The following is a 16,172-nucleotide window of genomic DNA, read 5'->3' on the forward strand; positions in this document are numbered from 1 at the left end:
CTTTTATCAATTAGGTTTTTCATCTGTTAACTCAAATCCCCAGTTTTTCCCTTTCTGGGTAGCTGGAACTCCTTTTGTCATCCAGACCGGAGCTTTAGCCCCTTTAAGATAATAGTCAAAAAACTGCTGCTCACGGATTTGGATATCTTTCCTGTTCTGACGTTTGACAAGGTTATGATCATCCCCGTTGTAATTCAGAAGCCATACAGGTTTTCCAAGACGGCGCAATGCGGTAAACATCTCGATTCCCTGGTACCATGGTACAGCTCCATCCTGATCGTTACTCATAATAACTACGGGAGTTTTCACTTTATCAATGGTAAAAAGCGGTGAATTTTTAATATAAAGTTCCGGTGCTTCCCACAAATTCTTACCTAATCTGCTTTGAGACTTTTCATACTGAAACTGTCTGTTCATTCCGGAAGTCCACCGAATTCCTCCGTACGCAGAAGTCATGTTGACTACAGGAGCACCACTCCAGGCTGCTGCGTACATATTGGTATGGGCGATAAGATATGCTACCTGGTAACCACCCCAGCTTTGTCCCTGAATTCCTATTTTAGTACCATCTACCCACGAATTTTGCTTTAGCTTTTCAACTCCTGAATTAATATATTCCATCGCAGATTCTCCCGGAAAACCGTCAGTATAAGAAATATCAGGAGTAAAAACCAAATATCCGTTGCTCACAAAATAAGAAATATTTAATCTTGAAGGTGTGGGAGCCGGTGCTACATAACGGTTCAGATTATCCGAAAGCTTTTCATAGAAATAAACGATCATCGGATATTTTTTGTTCGGATTGAAATCTTCAGGCTTATACAAAACTCCTGCAGAAGTATTTCCTTTTGGCGTCGTCCAGTGCACCAATTCATCTGTTCCCCAATTATAAAGATTTTGCTGAGGATTTGTCTTACTCAGTTTTTGTTGTTCTGAAAAATCCGAGGTTACAAAAATATTCGGAGAATCTGTATACGATTCCTTTACCAGAATGTATTCTTCTGCATTCTTTGCCTTCTGAAGATTTCTATATCCCCACACATTTTCCATTTGAATTTTTACAGGATCAACATTTGATTGAATCGACGTTTTAAAAATTCCATTCGCCTTGGATGTATTGTCGAATGCTGATAAATAAATAGAAGACTTTCGGTTTAAGCTTTTGATATCTTCATCCAGGTCATAGGTATCAAATGTTATTTTATTTTTTCGCCCGAATCCGTTCGTTATATTTCTTGGTTTCTTTGAACCTTTCAGGAAAAACTCCCAAAGATCATACCGGTCCCTGATAATGACAGATTCATCATTATTGGTCCAGGAGGCAATGCCATAAGAGCTTGGGAAATCCGGCATATCAAACTCTTCATCAACAAAGGAAACAGATAATCCATCATTGAGCGGGAGTGTTTGTTTTGTTTTAACATTATAGCTCAGCCACTTCCCTTTTTCTTTGTCAAAAATCACCACATAATTTCCTAGCGGAGAGACCTCCACTGATCCGTTCAGGTTTTTAACAACTTCCATTCGTTCTCCGGTTTTATTGTTAATCAGAAAATAGGTTTTCTTCGTTGCACCTTCCCATTGCGAAGGAATACGGTTGTTTAAACTTGTGATACCAAGGGCAAATTCAGCGTTCCCTTCATTCACCCATCGTAAAGTATCCAGATCCTCACCGTCAATATTTTTAAAAGAATCCGGTTTTTCCGTCTGCATTACAGCTGCGTATGATTTTTTCAGATCGTTTTTCAATTCTTTTAATTGTATCGTTTGCAGGTAGTCATCTTTATAATTCCAGATATCTACAACAGCATGATCATTGGCAATCATGGCAGTATCTTTTGCTATGGGTTTCGGAGCTACACCAAAATACAGCTGTTTTCCGTTTTTGCTGAATAAAGGCAAACGGTTTTCAGAAATCACCCAATTTTTTTTCATTTGTGTATTGTCATTGGTAACAATTTCTTTTTTATTTCCTTTAAAATTAAAATAATACAATTGATACAGCTTCACCAAATCATTCTGTGCAGAAGAAGTTCCTACAAATGCCAGCTGATTTCCTTCTTCATCAAAAGACAATTGTGAAAAATCGCCTTCCATTTCAGAAGCCTTCATGACTGTTCCCCTCTGCAGATCAATTACCTGCACCGTCTGAAGCGCATATTTTTTCGGCTTTGATTTGTCAGTCTCTTTTTTATCAGCAGATTTATCCTCTGTTGACTCCTTTCCTTGCTTTTTATCCTTTTTTTCGTCCGGCTTCTTGGTTACAAAAGCAAGCTGCTTTCCATTTTTGCTGAACTCGTAGCGGATTACATTATCATACGTTGTATTTTTTCCATTCAAAAGATTTCGTACTACCAGCTGAAGGGGTTTCTCGTTTTTATCATCTTGTTTGTCATCGCCATCTTCTTTATCTGAGGTATCATCTGAAGATTTATCTTTTGTATTTTCCAGAAGATACGCAACGTAGGAGCCGGATTTTTCAGGAATTTTAAATGTTTTCACATTGGGAATCTTCTCCGTCTGACCATTTAAAAAATCTACTATGGCGAGACTGTCTTTTGTGAGTTTGTTTTTTTTAAGCTTTTTATCTTTTACCGCTTTTATATCTTTATACAAAGGACGGATCTGAAAAACGGCAAATCTTGAATCACCTGTTAAATTTACTTTTGTTGCCCTTTCAAACTTTCTGGAAGTTTTATTTTTAACTGAGTATAAAAAAAGATTAGAATTTCCTTCCTGAACATCTACGGAATAGGCAATCCACTTTCCATCATTTGTTATTTTTCTCGAACCGATATTCTGCCAGCTATCATAGACAGAATGATCTAAAGGTTTTTTCTGTCCATACATAAAACAGGTCATGATGAGCAGAATAAAAACGGTACATTTCAACTTCATTTTTAATAATTTTTAAGGATTAAAAGTATGATATTTCTTTGACAAATTCACATAATTCCAGGATTTTGATCAGTGAAAAAATGCCATTCTGTCACTTTCTGTGTCATGGTATTTTTTTTGAGAAAGATTTGAAAATTAAAATCTAAAATATTATGACTAAAGGAAATATTAATGTATCCGTGGAAAACATTTTTCCACTTATTAAAAAATTTCTTTACAGTGACCATGAAATATTCTTAAGAGAATTAATCTCGAATGCAACTGACGCTACGTTAAAGTTGAAACATTTAACAGGCATTGGTGAAGCAAAAGTCGAATACGGAAATCCGAAGCTTGAGATTAAAATTGATAAGGAACAGAAGACTTTACGTATCATCGACCAGGGTATCGGGATGACAGGTGAAGAAGTTGAAAAATATATCAACCAGGTGGCATTTTCCGGAGCTGAGGAGTTTCTGGAAAAATATAAAGATTCTGCAAAAGATTCAGGAATTATCGGCCACTTCGGATTAGGATTCTATTCTGCATTTATGGTGGCAGAAAAGGTGGAAATCCTTACCAAGTCTTATAAGGGCGAGCCTGCTGTACGATGGATCTGTGACGGAAGTCCTGAATTCACTTTGGAAGAAACAACAGATAAAACAGACAGAGGTACAGAAATTATTCTTCACATTGCTGAAGATTCTGTAGAGTTTTTGGAGGAAACAAAAATTCGTGAGTTGTTATTAAAGTATAACAAATTCATGCCTGTTCCTATTAAATTCGGAACGAAAACACATACTTTACCATTACCGGAAGATGCTCCTGAGGATGCTGTAGCTGAGACTGAGGAAATAGACAACATCATCAATAATCCTGCACCGGCATGGACTATTGCTCCAAGTGAACTGAATAATGAAGATTATATGAAGTTCTACCACGAGTTGTATCCTATGCAGTTTGAAGAGCCTTTATTCCATATTCACCTGAATGTTGACTATCCTTTCAACCTTACCGGAGTCCTTTTCTTCCCGAAATTAAGCAACAACTTAAATATTGAAAAGGATAAAATTCAATTATATCAAAATCAGGTATTCGTAACAGACGAAGTAAAAGGTATTGTTCCGGATTTCCTTATGTTGCTGAGAGGAGTGATTGATTCTCCGGATATTCCGTTGAATGTATCCCGTTCTTATCTTCAGGCAGACGGAGCTGTAAAGAAAATTTCTTCTTACATCACGAAGAAAGTAGCTGATAAAATGGCTTCTCTGATCAATGAAAACCGTGAAGATTACGAGCAAAAATGGAATGACATTAAAGTAGTCATTGAATACGGAATCGTTACAGAAGATAAATTTGCAGAAAAAGCAGATAAATTCACCTTATACCCTACAACAGACGGAAAATATTTCCTTTGGGATGAGCTGACTGAAAAAATCAAACCGCTGCAAACTGATAAAGACAATAAATTGGTAATTCTTTACGCAACTAATGCTGATGAACAACACAGTTATATTCAGGCTGCAAAGGATAAAGGATATGAAGTCCTTTTACTGGATACTCCTATCACTCCACATGTGATCCAGAAACTGGAAACTTCGAAAGAAAATACTTCATTTGCAAGAGTTGATGCTGATCATATCAATAATCTGATCAAAAAGGATGAACCTGTAATTTCAAAGTTAAATGAAACAGAAAAAGAATCTTTAAAGAAAAATGTAGAGGAAGCTATTCAGGATTCTAAATTTACGGTTCAGCTTGAAGATCTTGACAGCAGCGATGCTCCGTTTACGATTACCCAGCCTGAGTTTATGAGAAGAATGAAGGAGATGCAGGCAACCGGTGGAGGCGGTATGTTCGGAATGGGAGGTTTCCCGGAAATGTATAATCTTGTTGTGAATTCTAACAGTGAACTTTCTCAACAGATCTTAAAAACGGAGAATACCGAAGAGAAGCAAAATGTAATCAAATACGCTTTGGATCTTGCTAAGTTATCCCAAAATCTACTAAAAGGAAAAGACCTGACAGATTTTATCCAGAGAAGCTATAAGCAACTTGAAAAGTAATATACAAAAGACTGTTTCCATCTGAAACAGTCTTTTTTTTGAAAATGTTGGAAGACGCAAGTCTCATAAAAATTCTTTGTGTCATTGCATTATCTCCAACAAAACAATCTAAAAATCATTAACAATTGATCTAATTTAGATTCATATTATAAAGCTTTTCTATAATTTCTATTCGCCTTCATTAGTTTACCCTACATTTTTCCGGTTTTCTATTGTATACATTGAGCTTTTTTGCCATTTTTGTATAAAATGTAGGTCATGCAAAAAGAAAAATTACGACTTATTAGAAAGCAAAAAGGCTATACCCAACAGCAGGTAGCAGATTTTATCGCTACAGATGTATCTAATTACAGCAGGAAAGAAAGTGGTGATGTAAAAATTATTCCTGATGAGTGGAACAAAATAGCCCGTTTTTTAGATGTTCCCTTAGAAGATATTTACGAAGAAGAGATCGCAGCAGTAGTTGTTAATAATGATCATCCTGTATTTAATGACCGATCTGCAGGTGCAATCACTAATCAGAATAATTATGATAATATTCCAGGAGCTATCATTGAAAATTTACAAGGATATATTGCCTTGTTAAAAGAAGAAAACGAAAGACTGAAAGAGGAATCAAAAGGTTCTCAAAGCCCTTCGACACGAGTAAAAAAATAAAAATAGAGTGTCGGACTGTAACAATATTTATATCGCTCATATCAATGGTATGGGTGATATTTTTTTGTCTGATTCCGAGATTCTCTTGAAGAACAATGAAATCCGAATATTTTATTTTATAATAAGAATGATTCTGTCTCCGAAAGAAAAATTAATTACAGCTCATCTATCGGGTCCCAAAACAATTTCTTGAAACCTTTTATCCTCAGATTTTCCACAGTAATTCCTTCCGCTTCCAATCTCTTCTGGAACTCCGGAACAGATAATGTCCCTGAACTGGAAATGACACGATGGGCAGGAACATCTTCAGGGCAACCTCCCATAGCCTTTCCTACATGACGGGAATGATTAGGATAGCCTACAGCCTTGGCTATGGCACCATATGTGGAAACTCTTCCTTTTGGAATAAGTCTGGTCACCTCGTATACCTGTTGTTTGAAAATTTCGTCCATAATTATTGTTTTTGCATCCTCCCTTTTTGGAAAATCATTTTTAATGTTTGCATCATTTTTGAACTATCACAATTAATACTGCATTAAAAGATAAAGATATGAAAAAATCGTTTTTCAGATTGCTGAATGTGATCAATAAAAAGATCCTTCCGAAGTTGAGTAATAAGGATCCTAATCAATTATCGAAAATTGAAAAAGGTATTTTAGCTTACCGCTATTTTGTGTTAGTCAATTCATTGGATTGATTTTGTATTCTCTCAGATGAAGCAGCTTATGCAGATGAGAACTGAAAAGTCATCGTCTTTATGATTTCCAGCAAGTAATTATTATCTGTGGACCCTGCGTATTACAAAAAAAACGCTCCAAAAATTTGAAGCGCTGTTATTTTAATCTCTGTGGAGAATGGTATTCTTAATTTTCTAAGATATAAGAGAACATTAATGGTGCACAGATCGTTGCATCACTTTCAACGATAAACTTCGGTGTAGTGATATCCAGTTTACCCCAGGTGATTTTTTCATTGGGAACTGCTCCGGAGTATGAACCATAAGATGTTGTAGAGTCAGAAATCTGGCAGAAATAAGACCAGAAAGGAATGTCATGCATTTCCATATCCTGATACAACATAGGTACTACACAAATTGGGAAATCTCCTGCGATACCTCCACCAATCTGGAAGAATCCGACTCCTTTTCCTCCTGAATTTTTAGTATACCAGTCAGCAAGATAAGTCATATATTCAATCCCTGATTTCATTGTAGTTGCTTTTAGCTCTCCTTTGATACAGTAAGAAGCAAAGATGTTACCCATTGTAGAGTCTTCCCATCCCGGAACTACGATTGGCAAGTTTGCTTCAGCAGCAGCGATCATCCATGAGTTCTCTCTAGGAATTTCATAATACTGCTCCAATACTCCAGAAAGGATCATTTTGTACATATATTCGTGTGGGAAATATCTTTCTCCTTTAGCTTCTGCATCTTTCCAGATTTCTACAATATGCTTCTGTAATCTTCTGAAAGCTTCTTCCTCAGGAATACATGTATCTGTAACTCTGTTTAGACCTCTTTCTAAAAGATCCCACTCATCCTGAGCAGTCAAATCTCTGTAATGAGGAACTCTTTCATAGTGAGAGTGTGCTACAAGGTTCATCAAATCCTCTTCAAGGTTAGCCCCTGTACAAGAGATAAAATCTACTTTACCCTGACGGATCATTTCAGCAAGAATCTTCCCTAATTCAGCAGTAGACATTGCTCCAGCCAAAGTAATCATCATTTTTCCGCCATCTTTAAGATGGGCAACATATCCTTTAGAAGCATCCACCAATGCAGCTGCGTTGAAGTGCAGGTAGTACTTTTCTATGAATTCAGTTATCGGTTTGCTCATTTTTTAAATTTTTGCAAAGATAAAACTTAAAAACGGAATGCAACCCAAGCACTTGAAGAAAGTATTGTAAAGGGGTGCTTTTTTATCATTTGTTAAATACACAGGTTTGAATATGTTTAATTGATTTACTTTTTGTTGGATAAACGGAAGGACGCAAAGTTTTTTTTCTTTATTATGTACACGATAGCTGTTTCGGACGGATGTCTGAATTTCTTTTATTAATACGTAATTGTACCAGAAAAAAAATGTTTTCCCGAAGCTCCATGGTCCTATGTGGCTTTAAAATTTCGAACGACATAGGAACATAGAAATATATAATTTTTATTACTATATTGATAACAACTGTTCGCCGCTATGAAAAGTATGACAGATAAAAACAGAAAACGCAGCCCAATATGGACTACGCTTTCTTTGTAAATCGACCCTATACGAAAAAGTTTTATCCTTCCCAGGTTTCTACTTTCATGATTTCAATGGTTCTGTTTCCGTCTTTAAAAGGCCAGTCGATGATATCACCAACTTTATAGCCGACTACAGCAAGAGCAATTTCAGAAAGTATAGAGTGCTTATTCTTTTTTAGTTTTTCTCTGGTAGAGGGTACAAAAATATATTCATGTTCAACATCAAGGGTGTGATCCTTTAAAGTTACCTTTCTCTCGACTGTTACTACATCTTTAGGTAAATCTCTTCTCAACACCTGTTTAGCTTTTCTTAATTCTTCAGCAAGCCTTTTTTCTTCAGGTATACTTACTTTCTTTCTTCTGAGTGTATCTTTTATAGCATCGTAAATTCCTGTAGTTACGATAATTTGTTCGGACATTTTTCAATTTTTTAGGATTAACGTGCAGTTATTTTCCGAAGATCCAATGAGAACGCAGGCACAGCTATGCCTTCTTCTATGGAAAACCGCAAAAACAATAAATAAAATCCGGAGTATTCCCCTGTCTTGGATCCTGACAGGGCTTAATTGATAAAGTCCTTTGAACTTTTCAGAAAAGAATCTGTATGCAGATAAAGTAATGACAGCAACAATGATCGTCGGCGCTCTGCTGATAAAAAGATTGTTGCTGTCATTATAGTGTTATTTTTTAATTGTAACAAAGATAGAACTTAAAAACGGAATGTAACGACTCCGCTTAACGAAACTCTTGTCAGACCTTCTTTTTGGTTATCCGGCAGGTCTAAAGTTTGTCCGTTAATCTTCATTTTACTTAATGTTCCTGCGGTTATACTCAGTTTTGGTCCGATAAAAATATTATCAGACAAAGCATATTGATATCCGAAGCCAGCATCCAGCCCCAGATTGGAACCGGTACCTTTGACATTTCCTGTTTTGGTTGTATAGGAAATAACACCTATTGCCGCATCAAGAAACAATTTGTGGTTGGTGGGCTCATTGTAGTTGGAATACATGATGGAAGGTCCAATGAAAGTAATATTATCATGTGTACTTACGGGAAAAGAAAAATAATTTCCTTGAGAATCACGGGTTGATAATATTCCGTTACTTGAAGCACTGTAATTGGAAAACTTTAATCCGATTCCGATATTGTTGATGTGATAGTAAGCAGAAAGATCAAAGTGAAGGCCGCTTTTTAAGCCTTTGATATAATCTTTTTCTTGTTTTGAAAAACCAGAAGGTGTTTCAGCGACTCTCCATCCGTATCCTACCGATGGGATAAATGAAAATTTTCGTTGGGCAAAAGAAAGTAAGGAAGTCGAAATAGCTCCCAATAGCATTAGTTTTTTCATCATTTTGAATTTTTGCGAAAAGATAAGACTTTTCATGAAAACAGACCATTAAAATTTAAATCTTCTGTTTTCCTTTTTATCGGAAAGTTTCTTTTTACTATCTAGTCTTTTTTGCTTTTGTGCCCTGGAAGGTTTTGTTGCGGTTCTCTTTTTAGGAACAATCAATGCTTTTTGTACGATCTCTGTTATTTTTTCAATGGCTTTATTTTTATTCATCAGCTGGGTTCTGCTTTCAGAAACCGTCAGAAACAGGAATCCGTCAGCATTGATTCTGTTTTTTAATTTATTTTGAATCAATACCTTTTCATCTTCATTAAAAAATTCTGATGCCTGAACATTCCAAAGTACAGTAACAGCAGTTTCTACTTTATTGACATTCTGCCCACCAGCTCCGCTGCTTCTGGAAGTTTTAAAACTGAGTTCTTTTGAAAAATTTTTCATACTATAAAATTGTGATCACAGAAATCAAATAGCCGGTGTTTACCTATTAATTCCTATTTATCATTTTATGGAGTTCTATTCTGTTCACTTTTCCGTTGGGAGTTCTTGGAATCTCACTGGTAAAAATAATTTCTTTGGGTTTATGGAAACTTTTTTCAAAAGGAATTTCTGAAATTTTCTTCATAAGATATTCTGATTCCTCTCCTTCTATGATCAACATCAATTTCTGACCCAAACTTTCGTCTTTTATCCCAATAAATACGGCTTCATTTGGAATTTCTTTTTTAACTAAGGCTTCCAGTGTTTCGGGAAAAATTTTCGCACCACCTGAGTTGATCACATTATCAATCCTCCCTAAAAACCTGAATTGATTATTATTTTTAATTTCAACTAAATCATTAGTTTGTAAAACCTCGTCATTAACTTTGGGAGCAAATATAGTAAGACATTCCCTTTCATCTAATGAAACCGAAACATTTTGAAAAGCGGTGAAATAATCTTCCGGTTCCGGCATGAGCTGTCTTAAGGCAATATGAGAAAGTGTTTCTGACATGCCGTAGGTTTCAAAGATACGGTTTGAAGGGGCAAGGTTCCTATGGATAATTTTGTCTTTAAGGCTTTCCGAAACAGCAGCTCCTCCAATAATAAGATTTTTAATGAGGTGAAGTTTATCTAATGAGTTTTCGACCTGGAGTGGAGTCATGGCACAAAAATCGATCTCATCTTCCAGATTTTTAACAGGATTCAAAGAGGGAGCTGTGATTATTAATCTTAATTTTCTTTCTATTGAACGTACTACCATCATTTTTCCGGAGATATATTCTACTGGCAGGCATAGCAAGGCTGTATCTCCTTCTTTTAATCCTAAAAAATTGCAGGTCATTACTGCAGAATTGAGCATTTTGCTTTTCTCAATGTCAAAGATTTTAGGGATACCGGTAGAACCGGAAGTCTGAACTTTAACCGTTTCCCCATCAGTAAGCCATTCTTTTAAAAAAGATTCAACTTTTTTTTCAAATTCCGTATTGAAATATAATGTATTAATATTGAGATTATTGAAGTCTATCAGCATGTTTTCGGTAAATAAATTCTACAGTAAATTTAAAAAAAAAATCAAAAAGTTCTTGTATGTAAAGAAAAAAGCTGTAAATTTGCACCACTAAAACAAACAGAGACTCATGGTGTAGCGGTAACACTACTGATTTTGGTTCAGTCATCTGGGGTTCGAATCCCTGTGAGTCTACAAAAACCATCCTTTTTCAAGGATGGTTTTTTGTTTTTTAATTGAATGTTTTTTCATTCTGAAATCTTATTTTATTAACATTTTGATAAAAAGAAAGTTGGTCAATCTGAAGAGAAAAAGCGTTTTGTCTTTTAAATCTCTAAGCTGTATTCTAAAGTTTTACAAAACGCAAAGGCAGGATGCGAGTGTTTATTGATGAGGGAGCTAAGAAAGCGACAAAGTCGCTGATGAAGCTTTATGGATCTGCATGCGCTTAGAAAGAATCAATGAAGTTGGTTCCACCCTTTGCTTCCCTAACATAATTAGAAAGAATAGTGAAACCTTTGCGTTATATTTAAATGATATAGGCATGAATATTCCAACCTCACCAGCCTGATCCTCCAAATATTATTTTTATAAATCACAATAACATATTCAGAATATTTTAATTAGTACTTCGGAATACTTCAAGTAATCGCATTGTTTTTAAATACGGTCATAAAGCGTATCAAGCTTATTCCATTAGTAAAGAAATAAAACCATCACTATATGGAATACATATATGCATTTTCAAGCTATAAAATTAACACTTAAAACCTTGTCATCAATAGCATGTTGTAATATAAAATGATTCTGAAGCGTATTTTATCATCAGCAAAAAAATCTCACCCTATTTATTGACTACTATTGCTATTCATGGGATAAGTCAAAAAAATCCGCCTCAAAAATTTGAGGCGGATCACTATTTATCTGATCATAAGAATGTTTTCAGAATTTAATTATTCTTCAATTTTAAATTGTTTCTTGTCCGGAGGGACAACTTCTATGACAACCTGCTGGTTATTTTTTAATTCTCCTTTTTTATACTCATCTGAACCAAATGCATGATTGGCTCCGAAAGTCATAAAACTGTATCTCTCATCTTTACTGAGATTAAGTTTTACTACTCCTGAAGAATCTGTATAATATTCTCCAATCTGCTCATATTGCCTTGTTGGAAACCCCCATTTTCCTATGAGCACCTTAACACGGTCATTAACCCTTGGTTCATGAGTATAAGAGTCAACTACTTTTATACTGACTTTAATCTGATTATTTTCAGATGTATTACACCCTAATAAGAGAAAACAAAAAAACAGCGAAATTATCATTTTAACGTCCATAGACTTTTCTTATAATATTTAAGTGAGTAACAAGTTTACCCGGTTTATAGTATTGCCCTGTATAATCAACCTGGTTGATAACAGGCCATTGAAATTTAGCACTTACAGGGCTCCCTTTAAACGGATTATCTGCCAATTCAAATCGAATAGCAAAATAAAAATGATCCGTTGGATTTCTTTGGTAGTAATTATTAACCTTCATTACGTTAGGATGAGTAAATACAAAATCTCCTCCTCCATACATACCAACAGGGTCAAACAAATTCACTTCGGCTACATGGATATTCATTTCTCCCAGTTTGTTAGATATTCTAACTGCAGCTGCACCGCCACGACTGTGTCCGTAAATCACAATTTGTCTTCCTTTTTTATAACCGTCTACCAGGTAATCTATAATTTCACCATCTCCTCCTCCCAAGGAACTGGTAAACATTCGCCCACCAAGCCCTTCTACAATCTCTTCCAGAGCAGGATTATCACTAGCTCCATGGCCACCTGCCCCATAAATTCCTGCGATGATCTTTTTTGGTCCGACAACATCGTGTAGCTTGTGGTTCAAACCTGCCACAATTCCTCCGATCAAAGCGCCTTGCCAAAAATTACCTCCTGTTAACTCTGCTCCAATTCCACCGGAAAGTGCTCCAAATAAAACCGTTCCTACAGTAGTATTAGCTGCTCCTTGGGCAATTGCTCCAAAAGCGGAAGCTCCTAAACTTCCAAAGAAACCGGAAGCGGCTGAACTTAAGAAACCTTCTCCTTGTACTGAGCTTAAAATTCCTTGTGCAATAGCATGCGTTCCTGCCTGGATCATTACAAAGCCAATTTGTCCAACAGTTTCTTTAATGACCTGTGATACGGCTGTAATACATCCGCCTGCTCCGGAGAATAAACTTCCTATTCCAAAGGTGACAGCTCCTGATATGGCTCCGGTAAAGGTTGCCTTAAAGGCTCCCAGTAAATTCCATTGATCAAAATTACCTGTTACAGCAAGGGCAACTGTGTAAGCTGCTAAACCTACAGCGGCTCCTATGACAACAGCACTCCAAAAAGCAGTCATTCCTAATATGATTGGAATAAATTCTCCACTTGGATCATTAAACATCAATGGATTGTTCATCACATATCCGTACTTGTTGTAAGATTGTGTGTTACTAGGATCCTGAATGTTTTCATCTGCATTTAAGAATCTTCTTAATAACGGATCATACAATCTTCCGTTCATATGAATAATTCCTATCTCACCAAAATGTTCATGACCGGTGTATCCTCTTTCTAACAGTAATACCGCATGATCAATAATATTTTTATCAGTGATAATTGTGCCTGTACCTATCTGTAAATGAGTAAAATTACCCCAGGCATCAAAATGTCTTTGCTCTAGTTTATTTCCTGCCTCATCACTAATCGCTAAGATACTTCCTAAATAATCTTTATGCAAGAATTTATACGAGCCACCAGTTTCATCATAATTCTTGATATAGATGATGTCACTTTCATAAGGTGTTCCACCGATATAAAGTACATGTTTTTCTTTGCCTGTAGTATTATCTTTTACTACTTCAAAACTTCCGTCTTCACTGTAAAACTTCGTGAATTTACCATCGCTATCTGCTGAGAAATTACCTCCGAAGGTAACTCGCTGTCTCATGCTGGTAAGCCCATATTGGAAGGCTACATCTCCTTTCTGACCGTCAATAAATACAGGATCATTATTCTCATTATAAGTAACCGTCTGAATCAGATCATTATTATAATTTTGTGTTCCGGCTGCATTTAAAGTCATTCCTGTTGGCTGGTAGATCTTGGCAGAATTTCCATATTTTATGGTACCTACCTGATCATTTTCAAGAATTCTTCCTTTGGCATCGTAAACATTTCGGTTATTAGGTTTAGCTCCTGTCACAGGATCTGTCCAGCTTACCAATCTGTTGTTGTCATCATAAGTGAATTCTTCAATGATATTAAAATCACCGGTTGTTCTTCTGCTTTTCAGTTCATTCTTAACACCATCAAAAGTATATCCTAAATCCAGAATTCCGGATTTAACCTGTGAGGAATGATTAACTTTAGTCAGGAATCCATTTTCATCGTAGGCATTAATAATATTAGCGGCTCCTAATGAAGAGGTAAGCACCTGTCCTTTAGCGTTGGTATCTTTCAGCTGCCATAAAACTTTTCCCGAGCTTTTATCTTTAATCTGGTATAACTCACCGTTCCAGTCATTATAGACATTTTCAACATTTACTTTAGTCAGAACGCCTGAAGAGTATAAGCTTTTTTCGTAAGAAACAATTCTACCTTTATCATCATAGGTAATACCTTTTTGGATAAAATATTTATCGTTACTGCTTTCGGAAGAGGAAAGTATTCTTCCTTGCGGATCAAAGGATGTATTAGAGCTATATGCCTTTCCTTTAGAAGTTCCGTTTTTAGAAGTCACGCGTCCTTTATTATCATAGGTATACGTAATGGTTTTATCGGTAGCCTGACCACCATCGACGGTAGAGATTTCTTTTTGAGTAATAAGCTGCCCTAAATTATTGTAAGTAAATTCTTTAGTTCCTTTAGGACTGATGGTTTTCTTAGGTTGTCCAAATCCGTTGTATTCATATTTATATACTCCGTTAGAAGGATCATTGAATTCCGATTTACGCCCCCAACTATCATATTTGGCGATGACGACGTTCTCTCCGTATTGCGCTTTAATTTGCTCTCCGGCAGCATTATACGTAAAAGTGATACTTCCTCCCTTGTCATTTGTAGCAATTATATTTCCTAAAGCATCGGTAGTTTTGGTGGTTATTCTTCCATATCCGTTAACTTCCTTTACAGAAGCTGTATTTCCTGTCATGACAGATTCCATCTTTTTACCAGTGAAAGAAATAATAAGACCTTGGCCATCAATCTTTGCTAGCCCTGTAGTCGTAACTTTTGTAGGATAAACGGTATCATCATATACATTAACATTCCACTGAACATTAGCAGGTAATTCTTCTGATGCCTGATCAAAATAAGGCTCTGTTTCGCGAATTTTTCTGCCTAATTTATCATATACAGAATATACGGCAATATATTTATTTTGTCCAAAACCTTTTGTTACCTTTTTATATTCCTGTCCTAGTCTATTGGTATATTTCTTTGAAATATTTCCATCAGGATTATACTGGATAAGAGTGATATTGGCATTACTATCTCTCAAATACTGATAAGTGGTTGTACCTGCTAAACTCGTTTTGGATTTTAAGAGTTTCCCCCAAGTGTCGTAGGTATTTTCAAGGGTATTTCCAAGGGGATCGGTTTGCAATGTAATTTGTCCCCAATTGTTATAGTCAATATTCGTTTCTAATCCAAGGTTATCTGTTTTCTTGATAACGAATCTTCCTTTCGGATCGTATGCAGCACTCGTAGTCTGAGTTAACGCATCTATACTATTGCTGGTAACTGTTTTCAGAATATTACCAAATCCGTCATAATCATAGGTATCTAAAACGTAACCCGTGTTATCTCTATTCCATGTTTTAAGAGTTTTCTGTAGGTTTCCTTCATAAGTATATTCAACTTTTGATGATCTGGTATCTCCATAAGCTTGAACCGTCTCAGTTTGTGACTTTGAACGACCGATGAAATAATCAGAGCCTATACCTGATGGATTATGATCATACTCAAAAGTTGAGGTAGTGACCCCGTAGTTGTTATTTATCGAAGATACAGTCTGAGCCGGAAGATAATAATCTCCGTAGGTAATCGTACCAATGGTGGTTGTACCGGTTAAAAACTCTTTTGCGAGTGTCGTTTTTGGTACCAGTGCTGTTACTTGTCCATTTAATAATTTATCTTTCTGATATCCTATGGATTTAAAATTGAGAAGCTCATTGTTGTTTTCAGAAATATTTGTAGGGAATATCTTATTATCGTCATTGGTTTTAATTGACCATTCTTTAAGGGTCACCCCCTCATTTAAAGGATCTATTTCTGCCCCTGACCATATTTTCGTGTTTTCAAAACCGTCCGCATACCATGTAGAACGGGCTGCCTGTCTGTATCCCATTACTCCTTTCCCGTGGAGATTTATAATCAGATCCCTGTATTTGAAATCCTGTTTTCTTCCTTCCTCCTTAAGCTGGGTAACAATAAAGTTTTGTGGCATATGTTCCACCTG

12 protein-coding genes and 1 tRNA gene are annotated in these 16,172 nt (G+C 36.0%); 4 read left to right on the forward strand and 9 right to left on the reverse strand.

What is annotated here, in order from left to right:
- Positions 1-6: 6 nt before the first annotated feature.
- On the reverse strand, positions 7-2,898 hold the full coding sequence (locus M030_RS0112275) for an alpha/beta hydrolase family protein (RefSeq protein ID WP_027373771.1): 2,892 nt from the start codon (positions 2,896-2,898) through the stop codon (positions 7-9).
- A 152-nt stretch (positions 2,899-3,050) separates the two neighbouring features.
- On the opposite strand from M030_RS0112275, the gene htpG reads away from it, so the two are divergent.
- The gene (htpG, locus tag M030_RS0112280) at positions 3,051-4,943 is read left to right on the forward strand and encodes a molecular chaperone HtpG (protein ID WP_027373772.1); all 1,893 of its coding nucleotides are present in this window, start codon (positions 3,051-3,053) and stop codon (positions 4,941-4,943) included.
- A 258-nt stretch (positions 4,944-5,201) separates the two neighbouring features.
- Positions 5,202-5,600: a helix-turn-helix transcriptional regulator gene (locus tag M030_RS0112285; RefSeq protein ID WP_027373773.1), complete on the forward strand. Its 399-nt coding sequence runs from the start codon at positions 5,202-5,204 to the stop codon at positions 5,598-5,600.
- A 155-nt stretch (positions 5,601-5,755) separates the two neighbouring features.
- Here the strand turns inward: M030_RS0112285 and M030_RS0112290 are convergent, their stop codons facing one another.
- Positions 5,756-6,052: an MGMT family protein gene (locus tag M030_RS0112290; protein ID WP_027373774.1), complete on the reverse strand. Its 297-nt coding sequence runs from the start codon at positions 6,050-6,052 to the stop codon at positions 5,756-5,758.
- A gap of 98 nt (positions 6,053-6,150) precedes the next feature.
- Here M030_RS0112290 and M030_RS25765 point away from each other — a divergent pair, with 98 nt between their 5' ends.
- Complete coding sequence (locus M030_RS25765) at positions 6,151-6,297, forward strand: hypothetical protein (protein WP_164464865.1); 147 nt, start codon at positions 6,151-6,153, stop codon at positions 6,295-6,297.
- Between the two features lie 166 nt (positions 6,298-6,463).
- Here the strand turns inward: M030_RS25765 and M030_RS0112300 are convergent, their stop codons facing one another.
- The 5 genes from M030_RS0112300 to M030_RS0112320 all read right to left on the reverse strand — a co-directional run bounded on the left by M030_RS0112300 (position 6,464) and on the right by M030_RS0112320 (position 10,700).
- Positions 6,464-7,435: a deoxyhypusine synthase family protein gene (locus tag M030_RS0112300; protein ID WP_027373775.1), complete on the reverse strand. Its 972-nt coding sequence runs from the start codon at positions 7,433-7,435 to the stop codon at positions 6,464-6,466.
- Positions 7,436-7,874: 439 nt separating this feature from the next.
- Positions 7,875-8,255 carry a GreA/GreB family elongation factor gene (locus M030_RS0112305; RefSeq protein ID WP_027373776.1) on the reverse strand — a complete coding sequence of 127 codons (381 nt, stop codon included), beginning with the start codon at positions 8,253-8,255 and terminating at the stop codon, positions 7,875-7,877.
- A gap of 290 nt (positions 8,256-8,545) precedes the next feature.
- Positions 8,546-9,190: an outer membrane beta-barrel protein gene (locus M030_RS0112310; RefSeq protein WP_162149655.1), complete on the reverse strand. Its 645-nt coding sequence runs from the start codon at positions 9,188-9,190 to the stop codon at positions 8,546-8,548.
- Between the two features lie 45 nt (positions 9,191-9,235).
- Positions 9,236-9,628, reverse strand: coding sequence for an alternative ribosome rescue aminoacyl-tRNA hydrolase ArfB (arfB, locus tag M030_RS0112315; RefSeq protein WP_027373778.1), 393 nt, complete (start codon positions 9,626-9,628; stop codon positions 9,236-9,238).
- 46 nt (positions 9,629-9,674) lie between these two features.
- Positions 9,675-10,700 carry an AMP-binding protein gene (locus M030_RS0112320; RefSeq protein ID WP_027373779.1) on the reverse strand — a complete coding sequence of 342 codons (1,026 nt, stop codon included), beginning with the start codon at positions 10,698-10,700 and terminating at the stop codon, positions 9,675-9,677.
- A 100-nt stretch (positions 10,701-10,800) separates the two neighbouring features.
- Here M030_RS0112320 and M030_RS0112325 point away from each other — a divergent pair.
- Positions 10,801-10,871 (forward strand) — tRNA-Gln (locus tag M030_RS0112325).
- A 758-nt stretch (positions 10,872-11,629) separates the two neighbouring features.
- Here the strand turns inward: M030_RS0112325 and M030_RS0112330 are convergent.
- The gene (locus M030_RS0112330) at positions 11,630-12,013 is read right to left on the reverse strand and encodes a hypothetical protein (RefSeq protein WP_027373780.1); all 384 of its coding nucleotides are present in this window, start codon (positions 12,011-12,013) and stop codon (positions 11,630-11,632) included.
- Positions 12,003-16,160, reverse strand: coding sequence for an RHS repeat-associated core domain-containing protein (locus M030_RS24065; RefSeq protein WP_051585040.1), 4,158 nt, complete (start codon positions 16,158-16,160; stop codon positions 12,003-12,005). The genes M030_RS0112330 and M030_RS24065 overlap by 11 nt, the downstream gene beginning before the upstream one ends.
- Between the last annotated feature and the right edge of the window lie 12 nt (positions 16,161-16,172).

Origin of the sequence: Chryseobacterium sp. UNC8MFCol, assembly GCF_000482305.1 — a bacterium.
Lineage (GTDB): Bacteria > Bacteroidota > Bacteroidia > Flavobacteriales > Weeksellaceae > Chryseobacterium > Chryseobacterium indologenes.

Coding starts and splice junctions, on each gene's coding strand:
- M030_RS0112275 (WP_027373771.1), bottom strand. CDS start 2,898: ATGAAGTTGAAATGTACCGTTTTTATTCTGCTCATCATGACCTGTTTT.
- htpG (WP_027373772.1), top strand. CDS start 3,051: ATGACTAAAGGAAATATTAATGTATCCGTGGAAAACATTTTTCCACTT.
- M030_RS0112285 (WP_027373773.1), top strand. CDS start 5,202: ATGCAAAAAGAAAAATTACGACTTATTAGAAAGCAAAAAGGCTATACC.
- M030_RS0112290 (WP_027373774.1), bottom strand. CDS start 6,052: ATGGACGAAATTTTCAAACAACAGGTATACGAGGTGACCAGACTTATT.
- M030_RS25765 (WP_164464865.1), top strand. CDS start 6,151: ATGAAAAAATCGTTTTTCAGATTGCTGAATGTGATCAATAAAAAGATC.
- M030_RS0112300 (WP_027373775.1), bottom strand. CDS start 7,435: ATGAGCAAACCGATAACTGAATTCATAGAAAAGTACTACCTGCACTTC.
- M030_RS0112305 (WP_027373776.1), bottom strand. CDS start 8,255: ATGTCCGAACAAATTATCGTAACTACAGGAATTTACGATGCTATAAAA.
- M030_RS0112310 (WP_162149655.1), bottom strand. CDS start 9,190: ATGATGAAAAAACTAATGCTATTGGGAGCTATTTCGACTTCCTTACTT.
- arfB (WP_027373778.1), bottom strand. CDS start 9,628: ATGAAAAATTTTTCAAAAGAACTCAGTTTTAAAACTTCCAGAAGCAGC.
- M030_RS0112320 (WP_027373779.1), bottom strand. CDS start 10,700: ATGCTGATAGACTTCAATAATCTCAATATTAATACATTATATTTCAAT.
- M030_RS0112330 (WP_027373780.1), bottom strand. CDS start 12,013: ATGGACGTTAAAATGATAATTTCGCTGTTTTTTTGTTTTCTCTTATTA.
- M030_RS24065 (WP_051585040.1), bottom strand. CDS start 16,160: ATGCCACAAAACTTTATTGTTACCCAGCTTAAGGAGGAAGGAAGAAAA.